Annotated in this window: 15 protein-coding genes; 5 read left to right on the top strand and 10 right to left on the bottom strand. The window is 68.4% G+C overall.

The genetic code is table 11. The annotated features are described in order from the left end of the window. The first annotated feature begins 70 nt into the window (after positions 1-70). The gene (locus QTI68_RS02775) at positions 71-973 is read left to right on the top strand and encodes a LysR substrate-binding domain-containing protein (RefSeq protein ID WP_286519520.1); all 903 of its coding nucleotides are present in this window, start codon (positions 71-73) and stop codon (positions 971-973) included. Here the strand turns inward: QTI68_RS02775 and QTI68_RS02770 are convergent. Genes QTI68_RS02770 through QTI68_RS02745 form a run of 6 tightly spaced genes read right to left on the bottom strand, consistent with a single transcriptional unit; the run spans position 970 to position 6,004 of the window. After that, positions 970-1,593, bottom strand: a complete 624-nt coding sequence (locus QTI68_RS02770) for an N-carbamoylsarcosine amidohydrolase (protein ID WP_286519519.1) — start codon at positions 1,591-1,593, stop codon at positions 970-972. The two genes, QTI68_RS02775 and QTI68_RS02770, sit on opposite strands and share 4 nt — an antisense overlap. Continuing rightward, entirely contained in the window at positions 1,583-2,638 is a 1,056-nt protein-coding gene (locus tag QTI68_RS02765; protein ID WP_286519518.1) for a 2,5-dihydroxypyridine 5,6-dioxygenase NicX family protein, read from the bottom strand. The genes QTI68_RS02770 and QTI68_RS02765 overlap by 11 nt, the downstream gene beginning before the upstream one ends. A gap of 25 nt (positions 2,639-2,663) precedes the next feature. Further along, positions 2,664-3,485 (bottom strand): alpha/beta fold hydrolase, encoded by an 822-nt coding sequence (locus QTI68_RS02760; protein ID WP_286519516.1) that lies wholly within the window; start codon positions 3,483-3,485, stop codon positions 2,664-2,666. A gap of 14 nt (positions 3,486-3,499) precedes the next feature. Continuing rightward, positions 3,500-4,252, bottom strand: coding sequence for a maleate cis-trans isomerase family protein (locus tag QTI68_RS02755; RefSeq protein WP_286519515.1), 753 nt, complete (start codon positions 4,250-4,252; stop codon positions 3,500-3,502). 31 nt (positions 4,253-4,283) lie between these two features. Further along, positions 4,284-5,255 (bottom strand): amidohydrolase family protein, encoded by a 972-nt coding sequence (locus tag QTI68_RS02750; protein ID WP_286519514.1) that lies wholly within the window; start codon positions 5,253-5,255, stop codon positions 4,284-4,286. 41 nt (positions 5,256-5,296) lie between these two features. Next, positions 5,297-6,004 carry a pirin family protein gene (locus tag QTI68_RS02745; protein WP_286519513.1) on the bottom strand — a complete coding sequence of 236 codons (708 nt, stop codon included), beginning with the start codon at positions 6,002-6,004 and terminating at the stop codon, positions 5,297-5,299. Positions 6,005-6,141: 137 nt separating this feature from the next. Here QTI68_RS02745 and QTI68_RS02740 point away from each other — a divergent pair, with 137 nt between their 5' ends. After that, positions 6,142-6,615 carry a MarR family winged helix-turn-helix transcriptional regulator gene (locus tag QTI68_RS02740; RefSeq protein WP_286519512.1) on the top strand — a complete coding sequence of 158 codons (474 nt, stop codon included), beginning with the start codon at positions 6,142-6,144 and terminating at the stop codon, positions 6,613-6,615. A 20-nt stretch (positions 6,616-6,635) separates the two neighbouring features. Here the strand turns inward: QTI68_RS02740 and QTI68_RS02735 are convergent, their stop codons facing one another. Genes QTI68_RS02735 through QTI68_RS02720 form a run of 4 tightly spaced genes read right to left on the bottom strand, consistent with a single transcriptional unit; the run spans position 6,636 to position 10,065 of the window. Next, positions 6,636-7,160 (bottom strand): aromatic-ring-hydroxylating dioxygenase subunit beta, encoded by a 525-nt coding sequence (locus QTI68_RS02735; RefSeq protein WP_286519511.1) that lies wholly within the window; start codon positions 7,158-7,160, stop codon positions 6,636-6,638. A gap of 5 nt (positions 7,161-7,165) precedes the next feature. Continuing rightward, a complete protein-coding gene (locus QTI68_RS02730; protein WP_286519510.1) occupies positions 7,166-8,455 on the bottom strand; it encodes an aromatic ring-hydroxylating dioxygenase subunit alpha in 1,290 nt (429 codons plus the stop codon). Positions 8,456-8,468: 13 nt separating this feature from the next. Next, positions 8,469-9,749 (bottom strand): NAD(P)/FAD-dependent oxidoreductase, encoded by a 1,281-nt coding sequence (locus tag QTI68_RS02725; RefSeq protein ID WP_286519509.1) that lies wholly within the window; start codon positions 9,747-9,749, stop codon positions 8,469-8,471. Positions 9,750-9,759: 10 nt separating this feature from the next. Further along, positions 9,760-10,065 (bottom strand): non-heme iron oxygenase ferredoxin subunit, encoded by a 306-nt coding sequence (locus QTI68_RS02720; RefSeq protein WP_286519508.1) that lies wholly within the window; start codon positions 10,063-10,065, stop codon positions 9,760-9,762. Between the two features lie 261 nt (positions 10,066-10,326). Between QTI68_RS02720 and QTI68_RS02715 the strand changes: the two genes are divergently transcribed. From QTI68_RS02715 to QTI68_RS02705, 3 genes are read left to right on the top strand one after another with little or no spacing between them, the layout of a single operon-like run. Beyond that, the gene (locus QTI68_RS02715; RefSeq protein ID WP_286519507.1) at positions 10,327-11,421 is read left to right on the top strand and encodes a TRAP transporter substrate-binding protein; all 1,095 of its coding nucleotides are present in this window, start codon (positions 10,327-10,329) and stop codon (positions 11,419-11,421) included. 53 nt (positions 11,422-11,474) lie between these two features. Continuing rightward, entirely contained in the window at positions 11,475-12,038 is a 564-nt protein-coding gene (locus QTI68_RS02710) for a TRAP transporter small permease subunit (protein WP_286519506.1), read from the top strand. After that, positions 12,035-13,522: a TRAP transporter large permease gene (locus QTI68_RS02705; RefSeq protein WP_286519505.1), complete on the top strand. Its 1,488-nt coding sequence runs from the start codon at positions 12,035-12,037 to the stop codon at positions 13,520-13,522. The genes QTI68_RS02710 and QTI68_RS02705 overlap by 4 nt, the downstream gene beginning before the upstream one ends. Positions 13,523-13,527 lie beyond the last annotated feature (5 nt).

Genomic DNA, 13,527 nt, shown 5'->3' with positions numbered 1-13,527 from the left:
GAGGTTAGGCCGCGCTGTGAGTTCCAGAAAGAGCAAGTTATGGATTTCTGATTTCCATTAAAGTGAAGTCATGAAGCTCAAGCAACTGGACACCTTCCTGCGGGTTGCAGACATGAAGTCGCTGTCGCGGGCGGCGCTGGCCTCGGACATGGCCCAGTCGCTGGTGAGCCGGCAGATCGCCATGCTGGAAGCGGAGTGGGGGCGGCGGCTGTTCGACCGCACCGGTCGCGGCATGGCGCTGTCCGACTTCGGCCGGCGCATCTACCCGGAGGTCCAGCGCGTTGTCGAGCAGGTACGCCAACTCGACGCCGCGGCCACCGAGGCGGCCGGCGTGCTGACCGGCACGGTGCACGTGGGCGTGCTGCCGTCGTTGTCGCGCCAGTTGCTGCCGATGCTGTTGGCCGACGTGCGCGAACGGGCGCCGGCGCTGCACCTGCACGTGATGGAGGGATTCAGCGGCACGCTCGACGAGCAGCTCGCATCCGGCCGGCTCGACATGATCGTGGTGAATCGCTATGGCTCGTCGGCGCTGCGCGGCGAGGACGTGCTCGGCAAGGTCGAGACCTTCCTGATCGGCAAGACGGGCCGGCCCGAACTGCAAGCCAGAACGGTTCCGTTTCGCGCCCTGGGCGGCCTCCCGCTGGTGTTGCCCGCGGCGCCGAACGGACTGAGAACCACGCTGGACGTGCTCTCGCGGCGCCACAACGTCGCGCTCGACATCGTCATGGATGTCGACACGGCCACGGCGATGAAGGACGTCGCAGCGAGCGGACACGCGTTCACGCTGCTGCCCATCACCGCGGTGACGCAGGAGATCGAACTGGGCCTGCTGTCGGCCTGTCGCGTGACGAGCCCCGGCATCCGGCGGACGATCGCGCTGAGCCTGACGCGGCAACGGCCGCTGTCGGAAGGCGCCCGGCTCGTCGCTTCGCGGGTGCGGGTGCTGGTCTCGGGCCTGCTGGCCGATCTCTAGATCGCGTCCAGCGCTTCCAGCGCGGCGTCGCGCGCCATCACCGCGGCGTACTTCTGCCCCATGTCGAACAGGTTCGCTTCGTGCGGGCCGAGCGCCCGGTCGCCGACGCAATCGGAGACCACCAGCGGCCTGAAGCCGTGCGACATCGCGTCGACCACGCTGGCACGCACGCAGCCGCTGGTGACCGCACCCGCGACCACCAGCGTCTGCACGCCGCGCTGGCTCAGCCAGGCCGCCAGCGAAGTGCCGAAGAAGGCCGAGGGCACGGTCTTGCGCACCACCAGCTCGCCCGCCTGCGGCGCGAGTTCGGGCACGATCGCGCTGTTTGCATCGCGCTCCTTGAGGCCGAGCATGCCCGGCACCTTGAGCGAGAAGATGTTGTGGTCGGCGCCATCGTCGGCGTAGACGATCCGGCTGTGGGCGATGGCCCATCCGCGCGCGCGCGCGGCGGCCAGCAGCGGCACCGTGCGCGCGATGGCCTGGGGGATGTTGCCGCCGCCGAACACCGCCGGATCGGCGAAGCCGTTGACGAAGTCGACGATCAGCAGGCCGACCGGGGCGCGCAGCGGCAGCGTGCTGCCGAAGCCCTGTCGTTCGTAGGTCTCGATCTCAGCATGCATCGTGGTTCTCCCGGCCGTCCAGGACCTGGCCTTCGCGGACCATGTCCACGCCATCGAGGCGCACCGTGCACTTGCGCAAGGGGATGTCGATGTGGCAGGCCGTGTCGCGGCTGCCGCCAGCCTCGTTGTTGGGGCCGAGCGAGAACAGGAAGTTGCCCTCGTAGGCACGGGCGTCCATGCCGATCGTCGCTTCGCGGTCGTACAGGCCCAGGGTCGACCAGCGCGCGCGCGGCTGCAGTCCCCAGCCGATGTGGGAGATCGCATAGGCCTCGGGATCGCGGAACGAGGCCATATAGTCCTCGAGCAGTTCGGCATCGACGCCGCCCTCGATCTTCACCGCGTAGCCGTTGTCCACCGTGAGCACGATGCGGTCCGACGCATAAGCCTTCTGCGGCAGCAGGATGTCGCCGCGGTCGATCACGATGCGGCCACTGGCGCCGCCCTCGTCGGGCCAGGTCAGCGCGAAGCCGCTCGGCCAGTGGTCCCAGCGCCCGGGCTCGTCGACGAAGCCGTACTCGCTGATCGCCGGGTACTGGCCCAGCTTGCAGCGCAGGTCGGTGCCGGCGGCCGACACCACGTGCATCTCGCGCGCGGCGCCGATGCGCGCCGCGGCGGCCTTGACGCGGGCGCGGTCGGCCAGGGTCGGCACCATGCGCACCAGCACCTCGGGCGGCTCGACCGCCAGCAGGATCCTGGTGCCGGACGCCAGGATCTCGTGCTGCTCGGGCGAGAACAGCAGCGTCATCAGGTCGAGCACCAGGTCGCTGGCCTTGAGGGCCGCGATGGCCGCCGGGTTGCCGGTCAGCGGCGTGGTGCCGAGATAGGCCAGGCTGTCGCGGCTCAGGGCCTTCTCGGCGTTGACCGGCGGCAGGTCCAGCCGATTGACGATCGCGCCCATCGCCTGCGAGGCGATCAGCGCGCACTGCAGGGTCTGCGGATGCGTGGCGGCGCTGGTCAGCACGGTGACGCTCTGGCCGGCCTGCAGCTTGCTGAGGGTGAGCACCTGTTTCCAGGCCTCGATCATTTGGTGGTCGCTGACGGGCATTGCATGCTCCTTTCCGGGTTGGGGGTCAGTCCGAAGCCGCTGCCATCGGCTGGCCGAGGAAGTCGCCGAAGGCGCGGTAGAAGCCGGGCTCGTCGTCCCATGGGACCATGTGGCCGGCGCCAGGCACCTGGGCCACCCGCAGCGCCGGCATCAGGCGCCGGAGCTCATCCTGGTCCTCGGGCCGGATCACGTCGCCGCGGCCGGCGACCATCAGCAGGGCCGGCACTTCGATGTGCGGCAGGTCGGCGTGGATGTCGTCCTGGTGGAAGCCCTCGTAGGCGGCGACGATCGCGCGCTCGTCGCAGGTGTGGAGCCATTCGGCGCGCAGCCGCAGCTGGGCCTCGGTCCAGGTCGGCGAGAAGGCGCGCAGCGCCTCGAAGCCGGCGCCGTCGCGCATCAGGCGGATCGAGTCGATGTACCAGGGCAGGTTGGCCGGGTAGGCGCGGCGGCCGGGACCGGACACCGGCGGGTCGATCAGCACCAGCCGCTCGAGCCCCGCAGGGCACAGGCGCGCGGTCCGGATGCCGATGCGCGCGCCCATCGAATGCCCGACCAGCGCATAGTCGCGCAGGCCGAGCGCCTCGGCGAAGGCGCCGACGTCGCGGGCGCAGGCGTCCAGGCCGTAGTCGAGCGCGGCGGACGACTCCGAGAGGCCGCGGCCACGGACGTCGAGCACATAGGTGTCGAAGTGGCGTCCGAACTGCTCGGCCACGAAGCCCCAGGTGATGGCCGGGCTGGTGATGCCCGGCACGATGACCACGGGGCGGCCCTGGCCGCCGTAGCGGAGGTAGTGCTGGCGGATGCCGTTGGCGCGCAGGTTCGCGCCGTGAAGAAAGGTGCTGCGCATGGGCGTGCTCCGGCTCAGTAGGCGCCCGAGAGCAGCGCACCGGCACCCGGCACCACCGGTTCGAGGTCCAGCGCCTTCAGCATCGCGTAGGTGGTGGCGATCGCCGCCGTGACCACCGGCTTGCCGGTCATCGCCTCGACCTTGGCGACCGAGGGCAGCGAGGGCATCTGCACGCAGGCCGACAGCACGATCGCATCGACGCCGCGGGTGTCCATGCCGGCGACGATCGCGGGCAGCAGGGCCGGGTCGTGGCGGCCGACCTCGAGGTTGTCGGGGATCTCGAGCGCGCGCCAGTCGCTGACTTCGATGTCCTCGTGGCGGATGTAGTCGACCACCAGTTCGGTCAGCGGCTTCATGTAGGGTGCCACCAGCGCGATCCGCCGGGCGCCCATCACCTTGAGCGCGTCGACCAGCGCGCCGGCGCTGGTGACCACCGGCGCGGCGCCGCCGTTGTCGGCGGTGCGGGCATGCAGGCGCGCCTGCGAGCTGCGGTGGTAGCCGTGGCCCATCGACATGATCGCGACCAGGCAGGCATAGCCCAGGACATCGACGCGCGCATCGCTGAGCTCCAGCGCGCAGCGGTCGGATTCGGCGTCCATGGCGGCGAGCTCTTCCTTCTTGACCGTCTTCATGCGCATGCGGCTCGAGTGGAAGGTGAAGCGCTCGGGGCGGACCGCCTGGCGGGCCAAGAGCATGGCCGGGATCTCGGTCTCCATCGTGGTGTTCGAGCTCGGCACGATCTGGCCGATGCGGTAGGTGCGGGTCATGGGGTTCTCCGTTGATTGAAGGGAAAAACGCTCAGGCCAGGTCGAGCTTGAGCAGGCGTTCGGCATTGCCGTGGCAGACCAGCGCGCGCGTGCGCTCGTCCAGCGGCGCCGCCTCGATGAAGTCGGCGGCGACCGCGGTCGACTCGTAGGGATAGTCGACCGAGAACATCACGGCCTCGGCGCCCATCTCGGCGATGGCGCCCGCCAGTGCGGCGGGCGAGCAGACGCCGGAGGTGGTGATCACGATGTTGCGGCCGATGTACTCGGACGGCGCGCGCTGCAGCGTGAGGCCGTGCGGATAGGCGGCGAAGCGGCTGTCGAAGCGCCAGCGCTGGAAGGGCAGGCCCTCGCCCATGTGGCCGAGGATCAGCTTGAGCCGCGGGAAGCGGTCGAAGACGCCGCCGAAAAGCAGGCGCAGCGCATGGGTCGCGGTCTCGACGCCCCAGCCCCAGGTGGCGCCGTTCAGCTCGGCATGGCCTTCGAACGAGACCGGCACCGACGGGAAGTCGATCGGGTGCAGGTACAGCGGCACGTCGAGGGCTTGCAGGCGGTCCCACAGTTCGTCGTAGGCGCGGTCGTCGTAGTAGCGGCCCTGGGTGTGGCCGTTGACGAGCGCGCCCTTGAACCCGAGCTGCTGCACCGCCCGCGTCAGCTCCGCGGCGGCGGCCTTCGGATCCTGCATGGGGAGCGCGGCGAAGCCCGCATAGCGGGTCGGATGGCGCGCCACCTGCTGCGCGAGGAAGTCGTTGTTCTCCTGCGCGCTGCCGATGGCGAGCGAGGTGCTGGCCTCGCCCTGCACGCCGGGGCCGGTCTGCGACAGCACGGTCACCGCGATGCCGGCCCGGTCCATCTCGCCGAGGCGGATCTCGTCGAAGTCGGCCAGCCGGCGTGCGAGCTCGGCGTAGACCGCCCGGTCGATGTGCTGCAGGAAGGACTTCGAGTAGCGCTCGAAGCCGGGCGCCATGAAATGCTCTTCGAGCGCGATCTTGCGAATTCGGGTCATCCTGGGGTTCTCCTGGTGGGGGTGTGGAAGGGAGGGCCGGGCTAGAGGTCGAAGAGCAGCAGCTCGCTGCCCTCCGCCTCGGCGACCAGCGCCAGCGTTTCGTGGTGGGTGAAGCGCAGGCCGTCGCCGCTGCGCAGTTGCAGGCCCGGCGCGACCGCGATCGCGCCGGCCACCACGTGCAGGTAGCCGAGCCGGTGCGCTTCGAGGCTGAAGCCGAGTGCGCTGCCGCGCGCCGGCCGGCCGACGAACAGGAACGCCCGCTGCCGCACGGTCGCCGAGCCGTCGCGACCGTCGGGCGATGCGATCAGCCGCCAGCCGTCGCGCGCGCCCGCGGCGTCGATGCGCACCAACTCGCAGCCGGGCGCGAGCCCGCGGGTCTGCGGGTAGAGCCAGATCTGCAGATGCCGCTCGGGCGCGACGGCCGAGGCGTTCATCTCGGCGTGTTCGATGCCGCTGCCGGCCGTCATGCGGTGCAGCTCGCCCGGGCCGAAGACATAGTCGTTGCCCAGGCTGTCGGTGTGATGGATGCGGCCTTCGATCGGATAGGTCAGCGACTCGATGTCGCGATGCCCGTGCCATGCGAAGCCCCTGCCGGCGGCGACCTGGTCCTCGTTGAGCGCTCGCAGCGAGCCCCAGTGCGTGTGGTTCGGATCCTGGTAGTCGCCGAAGCTGAAGCTGAAGCGCGCCTGCAGCCAGTCGTTCTCCATCGCGCCGCGCTGATGGGCACGGCGGACATTGCGCTCGCTCAAGCTTCGGGTCTGCGGACGTGGTGGCGATTGCACGGCGTCTATACAATTCTCAGTGTGCTAACAAACGGGGAGCCCAGGTGTCGTCGAAGAAGCGTCAGTCCGGTCAGGAGCCCGCGCTCGAAGACCTCGAAACCCCCATGACCACGGTCGATCCCGCCAAGGAACTGCTCTTTGCGCGGCCGGGCTTCCTGGTGCGCCGGCTGCACCAGATCCACGTCGCGATGTTCTTCGAGGAGTGCAAGTCGCAGAACGTGACGCCGGTGCAGTACGCGATCCTCACGGCGGTCTCGGTGCTGCCCGACCTCGACCAGACCTCGCTCGGCCAGGAGGTCGGACTCGACCGCACGACCACCGCCGACGTCGTCAAGCGGCTCGAGGACCGCGGCCTGGTCGAGCGGCGGCCGAATCCCTCCGACAAGCGCACGCGCCACGTGCGCCTGACCGCCGAAGGGCAGACGGTGGTGGACGCGCTGCGCGGCGACATGGCCCGCGCGCAGGAGCGCCTGCTGGCGCCTTTGCGTCCGGCCGAGCGCACGATGCTGATGGACCTCATGAAGATCCTGGTCGAGGCCAACAACCAGTACAGCCGCACGGTGCTTCGCGCCATCTGAGGGCATGCGAGGCGGGCCGTTCACAGCGGGTAGACCAGGTCGTTGGCGATGATCGTGGTGTCGTAGATGGCCTGGCGCTCCTTGAGCAGCAGGCGGCCTTCGATGCGCACGAAGCGGTCGTAGTAGGTGCCGGCCATGTGCAACGTGCTCGGGCCCTCGACCAGGGTCTGCAGCAGCAGGAAGTTGGCCTGCGCCTCGACCTCGCCGTCGGCCGATTCGCGGCTGACGCGGGTGTTGGTCACCAGGTGCAGGTTGTAGCGCGGCGCGAACATCTGCGTCTTGGCGATCGCCACCGCGCGGTCGTGCATCATGCCGCGGCCCTGGGCATACACCAGGCCGACCGGCATGCCGAGCTCGGCGTTCTCGCGCGCGGTCACGCGGTAGATGCCGTCGGCGGCGAAGAACCCGGGCCAGGCCTCGACCTGGCCGGCGTCGAGCACGGCGCAGTAGTCGGCGTTGAAGTCTTCGATCTCGTGGCGCAGCGCGGTGGCGCGGGCGGGGGCGATGTCGCGTGGGCGAAAGAGGCTTTGCGTGGTGGCTTTCATGGCGTTCAGAACCCCATCACTTCGCGGTAGTAGCCGTACATGGCGCGGATCGCGGCTTCGGAGATGAGCGAGCTCGAGGTGCCGACGTTGCCGGCATCGAGCTTGAGCACGTTGGTGTCGGTGCTGGAGCGGCGCACGCCTTCCTGCACGAACTTCATCGCCTCGTTGTCCTCGAGGCCGAGGAAGCCGGCCGGGCCCATCAGGTTGCCCTGGCGCAGGCGGTGCTGGGTCATCTCCTCGGTGTCGTCCTCGTAGCCGAACATGGTCCACAGCATCAGCATGCTGTTGGGGCCGTTGGGCACGATCTGGCGCACGCCCAGCGTGTTCATCTCGCGCTGCACGATCAGGTTGGGCCAGATGGTCTGCATGGTCACCGACCAGGGCGAGTCGAACTCCTTGACGAAGTCGAGGAAGCGCTCGTCCTGCAGGCGCATGCCCTCGTGGTAGGAGCGCATCTCCTTCTTGTTCTCGTCGCTGACCGCGGCGTACTTGTCTTCCTTCTTGGCCGAGGCCATGGTGCCGTGGCGGCCGTGCACCGGGTCGGCGATCATCGCGGCGTCGTTGCCGGCCACCAGCAGGCCGAAGACGACCAGGAAGGAATGCAGCAAGGTCGCGTGGTAGGGGTCCTTGAGGTTCTCGTGGTACATCTTCCAGTTGCAGGGCAGCTCGTTCTTGTAGTAGCCGTGCACCTTCAGGCGCTTGCCGTTGAAGACCACGTCGAAGTCCTTCAGGATCTCCGGCGTCATGTAGTCCTCGAGCGATTCCATGTCCGCCGCATACGAGGCGAAGACGACACCGTTGCGGGTCGCGACATGCAGCTTGCGCAGCCCGTGGTCCTCGTTGCGGAAGTCCTTCGGCATGCCGCCTTCGCGGTTCACGCCGCGCTTGAAGGGCACACCCTGCAGGTTGCCCTTGAGGTCGTAGGACCACTGGTGGTAAGGGCACACGAACTCGGTCGCATTGCCCTGGCTGTGGCGGCAGAACTCGGCGCCGCGGTGGGCGCAGCGGTTCTCGAACACGTTGATCGAACCGTCGGCGGCGCGCGACACCACGACCGGCGTGGCGCCCACGTAGGAGCGCTTGAAATCGCCGGTGTTCGGCACCTCGGCCTCGAGGGCGACGAAGTTCCAGGAGCGGCCGCGGAAGATCTTGTCCATCTCCTGGTCGTACACGGCTTCGCTGGTGTAGACCCAGTCGGGGATGAAATGCGCCGCGTCCTCGGGCCATTTGCAGGCGGCGAGTTCGGCGTCCTTGGCCTTCGGGGTGCGGTTGATGACCGCGTGGGTGCTGTGCATGGCGGGGGTCCAGTCAGGAAAGTGAAGGGCTGGCCGCGGCGGACAGTGCGTCGCGCACCAGTTGCCGCGGGGGGATCGAGACGTCGCGCAGTTGCGCGGGGTCCCAGGGGATGCGCTGCCCGACCAGCGCGCGCAGGGGGCGCAGGTCGCCGCCGGCGTTGACCGCGATCGCGTACCCGAGGCGATGGTCGGCATCGAGGCCGAGCAGCATGAATTTCGGCGTGCCGTCGATCGCGGCTTCGCCGCGCAGGTGGTAGGTGGTGGCCGCGGAGGGCAGCCCGAGCATCTGGATGTTGCAGCCGAACTGGTCGCTCCAGAACCAGGGCGTGGCGGCCGCCTCGGTCGGCACGCCGAGCATCGCGGCGGCGGCGATGCGCGCCTGCTCGTTGGCGCTCTGCCAGGATTCGAGCCGCAGTTCCTCGCCGGCCAGCGGCTGGACCTGGCTGGCGCAGTCGCCGGCGGCGTAGATGCCCGGCGCACTGGTGCGGCACTGCGCATCGATGCGGATGCCGCCGTTGTGCGGATGCAGGGCCAGGCCGCAGTCGCGGGCCAGCGCGACCTCGGGCGTCTGGCCGATCGCCACCACCAGCAGCGGGGCATGAAGGGTGCTGCCGTCGTCGAACGCCAGTGCGACGCCGTCGGCCTTCGATTCGATCGAGGTGCAGCTACGGCCGAGCCGGAGCTCGACGCCCGTGGCCGCCGCACGCCCGGCGAGCCAGGCCGAGAACTCGGGCGGCACCGCGCGCGGCAACAGCCGTGGCGCGGCCTCGACGACGCTTACCGCGAGCCCTGCCGCGCGCGCCGTGGCCGCCACTTCGAGTCCGAGGAAGCCGCCGCCGAGCACGCACAGCGAGTGCAGGCCGGCCATCGCGGCGCGCAGCGCCTGCGCGTCGGCCAGCGTGCGCACATAGTGCACATGCGGCGTGCCGGGCGGCAGCGAGGGCAGGGTGCGGGCCCGCCCGCCGGTCGCGATCAGGCAGCGGCCGAAGGCCAGTTCGCTGCCGTCGCCGAAACGCGCCAGTCGGCGGGCGGCATCGATCGCCACGACGCCGGCGCCGAGCCGAAGCTCGATCGCCTGCGCATCATGGAAGCCCGCGGGGTGGATGTCGATGCGCCCGTCCATCCCGGCATCGGCCAGGACCGCCTTGGTGAGCGGCGGCCGCTCGTAGGGCAGCGAGGCCTCGTCGCCGGCGAGCACGATGCGCCCGCCGTGGCCCATGCTGCGCAGGGCGGCGGCGGCGGTCGCGCCGGCCTGGCCCGCGCCGACGATCAGGAAGGGCGCGGCTGCGGTCATGGCGGCGCGCTCAGGCATCGACCAGGACATCGCCGCCCTCGACCCGCACCGGATAGATCCTGATTGCCCGGGTCGCGGGCGCGCACAGGGCAACGCCTGTGCGCAGGTCGAAGCGCGCCTGGTGCAGCGGGCATTCGACGCAGCCGTCTTCGACGTAGCCATCGGACAGCAGCGCGTACTGGTGGGTGCAGACGTTGTCCGTCACGTGGAATTCGCCGGCACTGCGGAACAGCGCGAGCTGGGTCTCTCCAAGCGCGATCGGCATGACTTCGTCGTCTTGCAACTGGTTCGCGGCAGCGATTCGGGTCCAGGCCATGGTGGGCGTCCTTTGAAACGTACACTGAGTTGATATTGTCAGTGTACTGAAGAAATTCAGAAGGACGCAAGCGGTTTTGAGTTTCGTGTCGGGTGACCAGGGTTTGCACTTATTCAGTGCGGTTGCCTCTGAAGATGCACCGATATTGGCACTGGAAGACCAGATCCTGGTGCACGGGAAAACACGAAGAAAATGTCGTTGACACGAAATAATCAAGTCAGCATACTGATGATTATTAGCCCCACACCCCAGGAGTCATTCATGCAAAGACGTCGCTTTTTCGAGAAGACCGGAGCCCTGGCGGGCCTCGCCACGCTGGCGGTCCCCGCCTTCGCCCAGACCGCCCCGACCGTCAAGTGGCGCATGTCCACCAGTTGGCCCAAGAGCCTGGACACCATGTACGGCTCGGCCGAGCAGATGTGCAAGCGGATCGCCGAGCTGACCGACGGCAAGTTCGAGATCCACGCCTTCGCCGGCGGCGAGATCGTGCCGCCGGCGCAGAACATGGAAGCGGTCAGCAACGGCACGATCGAATGCAACCACGTGCTCGCATCCGCCTTCATCGGCAAGAACACCGCGTTCGCCTTCGACACCGGCCTGCCGTTCGGGCTCAATGCGCGCCAGCACAACGCCTGGATGCTGTACGGCGGCGGCATGGAGGCCATGCGTGCGCTCTACAAGAAGTACAACGTGGTCAACTTCGTCTGCGGCAACGTCGGGGTGCAGATGGGCGGCTGGTACCGCAAGCAGATCAAGACCGTGGCCGACCTGGACGGCCTGAAGATCCGCATCGGCGGCATCGGCGGCATGGTGATGTCGAAGATGGGTGCGGTGCCGCAGCAGATCGCGGCCTCCGACATCTATCCGGCGCTCGAGAAGGGCACCATCGACGCGGCCGAGTGGATCGGCCCGTACGACGATGCCAAGCTCGGCCTGCACAAGGTGGCGCAGTACTACTACGCACCCGGATGGTGGGAAGGCAGTGCGTCGATCACTGCGATGGTCAACGACAAGGCATGGGCCGCCCTGCCGCCGGCCTACAAGGCGGCCTTCGAATGCGCCGCCAACGAGCAGACCACCAAGATGCTGGCCGACTACGACGCCCGCAACCCCGAGGCGCTGAAGAAGCTGATCGGCCAGGGCGCGAAGCTGGCCTATTTCCCGAAGCCGGTGATGGAGGCGGCGTTCAAGGCGTCCGCAGAGCTGCTGGCCGAGCTGTCCGAGAAAAACCCCGACTTCAAGGCGGTGCTTCCGCAGTGGACCAAGTCGCGCCGCGACCAGGCCAGCTGGTTCCGGGTCGCCGAGGCGGAACTCGACAACTACACCTTCTCCGCGGTGGTCAAGGGCGCGCAATGACCCACGGCGAGTGCGGCCGACCGGGCCGCACCGACTGACAAGAACCAGGAACCATGATGAACAAAGCGATGCCGGGCGCCGGCACACCGTACGCCTGGGTGCGTGCCATCGATCGACTCAGCGACTTCTTCGGCGGCATCGCCAAATGGGCGCTGCTGGCCGCCTGCGTGATCAGCGGCGGCAACGCGATCATCCGCTACCTCGTCGGCTACAGCTCCAATGCCTGGCTGGAGATCCAGTGGTATCTGTTCGCCTGCGGCGTGATGCTGGGCGCGGCCCAGGTGCTGCGCCTGAACGAGCACGTCCGGGTGGACGTGTTCTATGGCCGATGGCCGGCCCGGCGGCAGGTCTGGCTCGACATCCTCGGGCTGGTCTTCTTCCTGCTGCCGATCATGGGTCTGCTGGTCTATCTCTCGTGGCCGCTGCTGGTCGAGATGCTGGTCTCCGGCGAGAGTTCCTCGAACGCCGGCGGACTGGTCCGCTGGCCCGCGATGCTGACGCTGCCGCTGGGCTTCGGGCTGCTGGTGCTGCAGGGCCTGGCCGAGATCTGCAAGCGCGCGCTGTGGCTGCAGAACCGCTATGACATGGACCTGCACTACGAGAGGCCCGTGCAATGAGCCTCGAGCTGTTTCCGCCGCTGATGTTCGCGGGGCTCGTGGGGGTCCTGCTGCTCGGCTTCCCGGTGGCCTTCTCGCTGGCCGCCCTGGGCGTGGTGTGCGGCGGCATTGCCGTGGTGATGGGCTGGTTCCCGGCCGGCTTTCTGGCGGCCTTGCCGTTGAACGTGTTCGGCATCCTGTCGAACGACCTGCTGCTGGCGATTCCGTTCTTCACGTTGATGGGCTGCATCCTCGAGCGCTGCGGCCTGGCCGAGGACATGCTGGATTCGATGGGCCAGTTGTTCGGCCCGGTGCGCGGCGGTCTCGGCTATTCGGTGATCATCGTCGGCTTCATCCTGGGTGCCATCACCGGCACCGTGGCGGGCCAGGTGATCGCGATGGCGATGATCTCGCTGCCGGTCATGATGCGCTACGGCTACAACATGCGCTATGCCACCGGCGTGCTGGCCGCCTCGGGCACCATCACGCAGCTGGTGCCGCCGTCGCTGGTGCTGGTGGTGCTGGCCGACCAGCTCGGCCGCTCGGTCGGCGACATGTACAAGGGCGCCTGGGGCCCGGCGATCCTGCAGGTGCTGCTGTTCGCGCTCTATACCTTCATCCTCGGGCGCCTCCGCCCCGACCACGTGCCCGGCGTACCCAAGGAAGCCCGCACCCTGCGGGGCTGGAGCCTCTGGCGCAAGTGCCTGCGCGGCATCTTGCCGTCTGCCGTTCTGATCTTCGCGGTGCTCGGCTCGATGGGAGGCCTGCCGGGCATCGACCACGCCATCGCGACGCCGACCGAGGCCGGCGCGATGGGCGCGCTCGGCGCCCTGCTGCTGGCCGCGCTGCACGGCAGGTTGAACCTCCAACTGTTGAGCAACGCGACCGCATCGACCATGCGGATGACCGCGATGGTCGTGTTCATCCTGATCGGATCGCGTGCCTTTTCGCTGGTGTTCCAGGGCGTCAATGGCGGCGTGTGGATCGAGCACATGCTGGCCGGTCTTCCGGGAGGGCAGCTCGGCTTTCTCATCGCCGTCAACATCTTCATCTTCTTCCTGGCCTTCTTCCTCGACTTCTTCGAGATCGCCTTCATCATCCTGCCGCTGCTGGCCCCGGTGGCGGCCAAGATGGGCATCGACCTGGTGTGGTTCGGGGTGCTGCTGTGTGTCAACATGCAGACCAGCTTCATGCATCCGCCGTTCGGGTTCGCTCTGTTCTACCTGCGCGGCATCTCCGACACACTGAGCAAGAACGGCACGCTGCCGCGCAAGATCGAATCGCGGGACATCTACCTCGGGGCCATCCCGTGGGTGGCGATGCAGCTGCTGCTGGTCGCGATCGTGATCTTCGTGCCGGAGACCGTGACGGCCTTCCTCGACAAGGAGAAAGTGGTCGACGTCGACAAGATCGAGATCCAGGTCCAGCCCTCCGCAGGCGACGACGCAGTGGCGCCGGAGCGCGAGGATCCGTCGAAAATGTTCGGCGGCGGCGAACCGAAATGAACCGG

It is taken from the genome of Variovorax sp. J31P207 (assembly GCF_030316965.1).
Lineage (GTDB): Bacteria > Pseudomonadota > Gammaproteobacteria > Burkholderiales > Burkholderiaceae_C > Variovorax > Variovorax ginsengisoli_B.
Note: the sequence above shows the minus strand (reverse complement) of the source record. Positions and strands in the feature narration are given on the sequence as shown.

Coding starts and splice junctions, on each gene's coding strand:
- QTI68_RS02775 (WP_286519520.1), top strand. CDS start 71: ATGAAGCTCAAGCAACTGGACACCTTCCTGCGGGTTGCAGACATGAAG.
- QTI68_RS02770 (WP_286519519.1), bottom strand. CDS start 1,593: ATGCATGCTGAGATCGAGACCTACGAACGACAGGGCTTCGGCAGCACG.
- QTI68_RS02765 (WP_286519518.1), bottom strand. CDS start 2,638: ATGCCCGTCAGCGACCACCAAATGATCGAGGCCTGGAAACAGGTGCTC.
- QTI68_RS02760 (WP_286519516.1), bottom strand. CDS start 3,485: ATGCGCAGCACCTTTCTTCACGGCGCGAACCTGCGCGCCAACGGCATC.
- QTI68_RS02755 (WP_286519515.1), bottom strand. CDS start 4,252: ATGACCCGCACCTACCGCATCGGCCAGATCGTGCCGAGCTCGAACACC.
- QTI68_RS02750 (WP_286519514.1), bottom strand. CDS start 5,255: ATGACCCGAATTCGCAAGATCGCGCTCGAAGAGCATTTCATGGCGCCC.
- QTI68_RS02740 (WP_286519512.1), top strand. CDS start 6,142: ATGACCACGGTCGATCCCGCCAAGGAACTGCTCTTTGCGCGGCCGGGC.
- QTI68_RS02735 (WP_286519511.1), bottom strand. CDS start 7,160: ATGAAAGCCACCACGCAAAGCCTCTTTCGCCCACGCGACATCGCCCCC.
- QTI68_RS02730 (WP_286519510.1), bottom strand. CDS start 8,455: ATGCACAGCACCCACGCGGTCATCAACCGCACCCCGAAGGCCAAGGAC.
- QTI68_RS02725 (WP_286519509.1), bottom strand. CDS start 9,749: ATGACCGCAGCCGCGCCCTTCCTGATCGTCGGCGCGGGCCAGGCCGGC.
- QTI68_RS02720 (WP_286519508.1), bottom strand. CDS start 10,065: ATGGCCTGGACCCGAATCGCTGCCGCGAACCAGTTGCAAGACGACGAA.
- QTI68_RS02715 (WP_286519507.1), top strand. CDS start 10,327: ATGCAAAGACGTCGCTTTTTCGAGAAGACCGGAGCCCTGGCGGGCCTC.
- QTI68_RS02710 (WP_286519506.1), top strand. CDS start 11,475: ATGATGAACAAAGCGATGCCGGGCGCCGGCACACCGTACGCCTGGGTG.
- QTI68_RS02705 (WP_286519505.1), top strand. CDS start 12,035: ATGAGCCTCGAGCTGTTTCCGCCGCTGATGTTCGCGGGGCTCGTGGGG.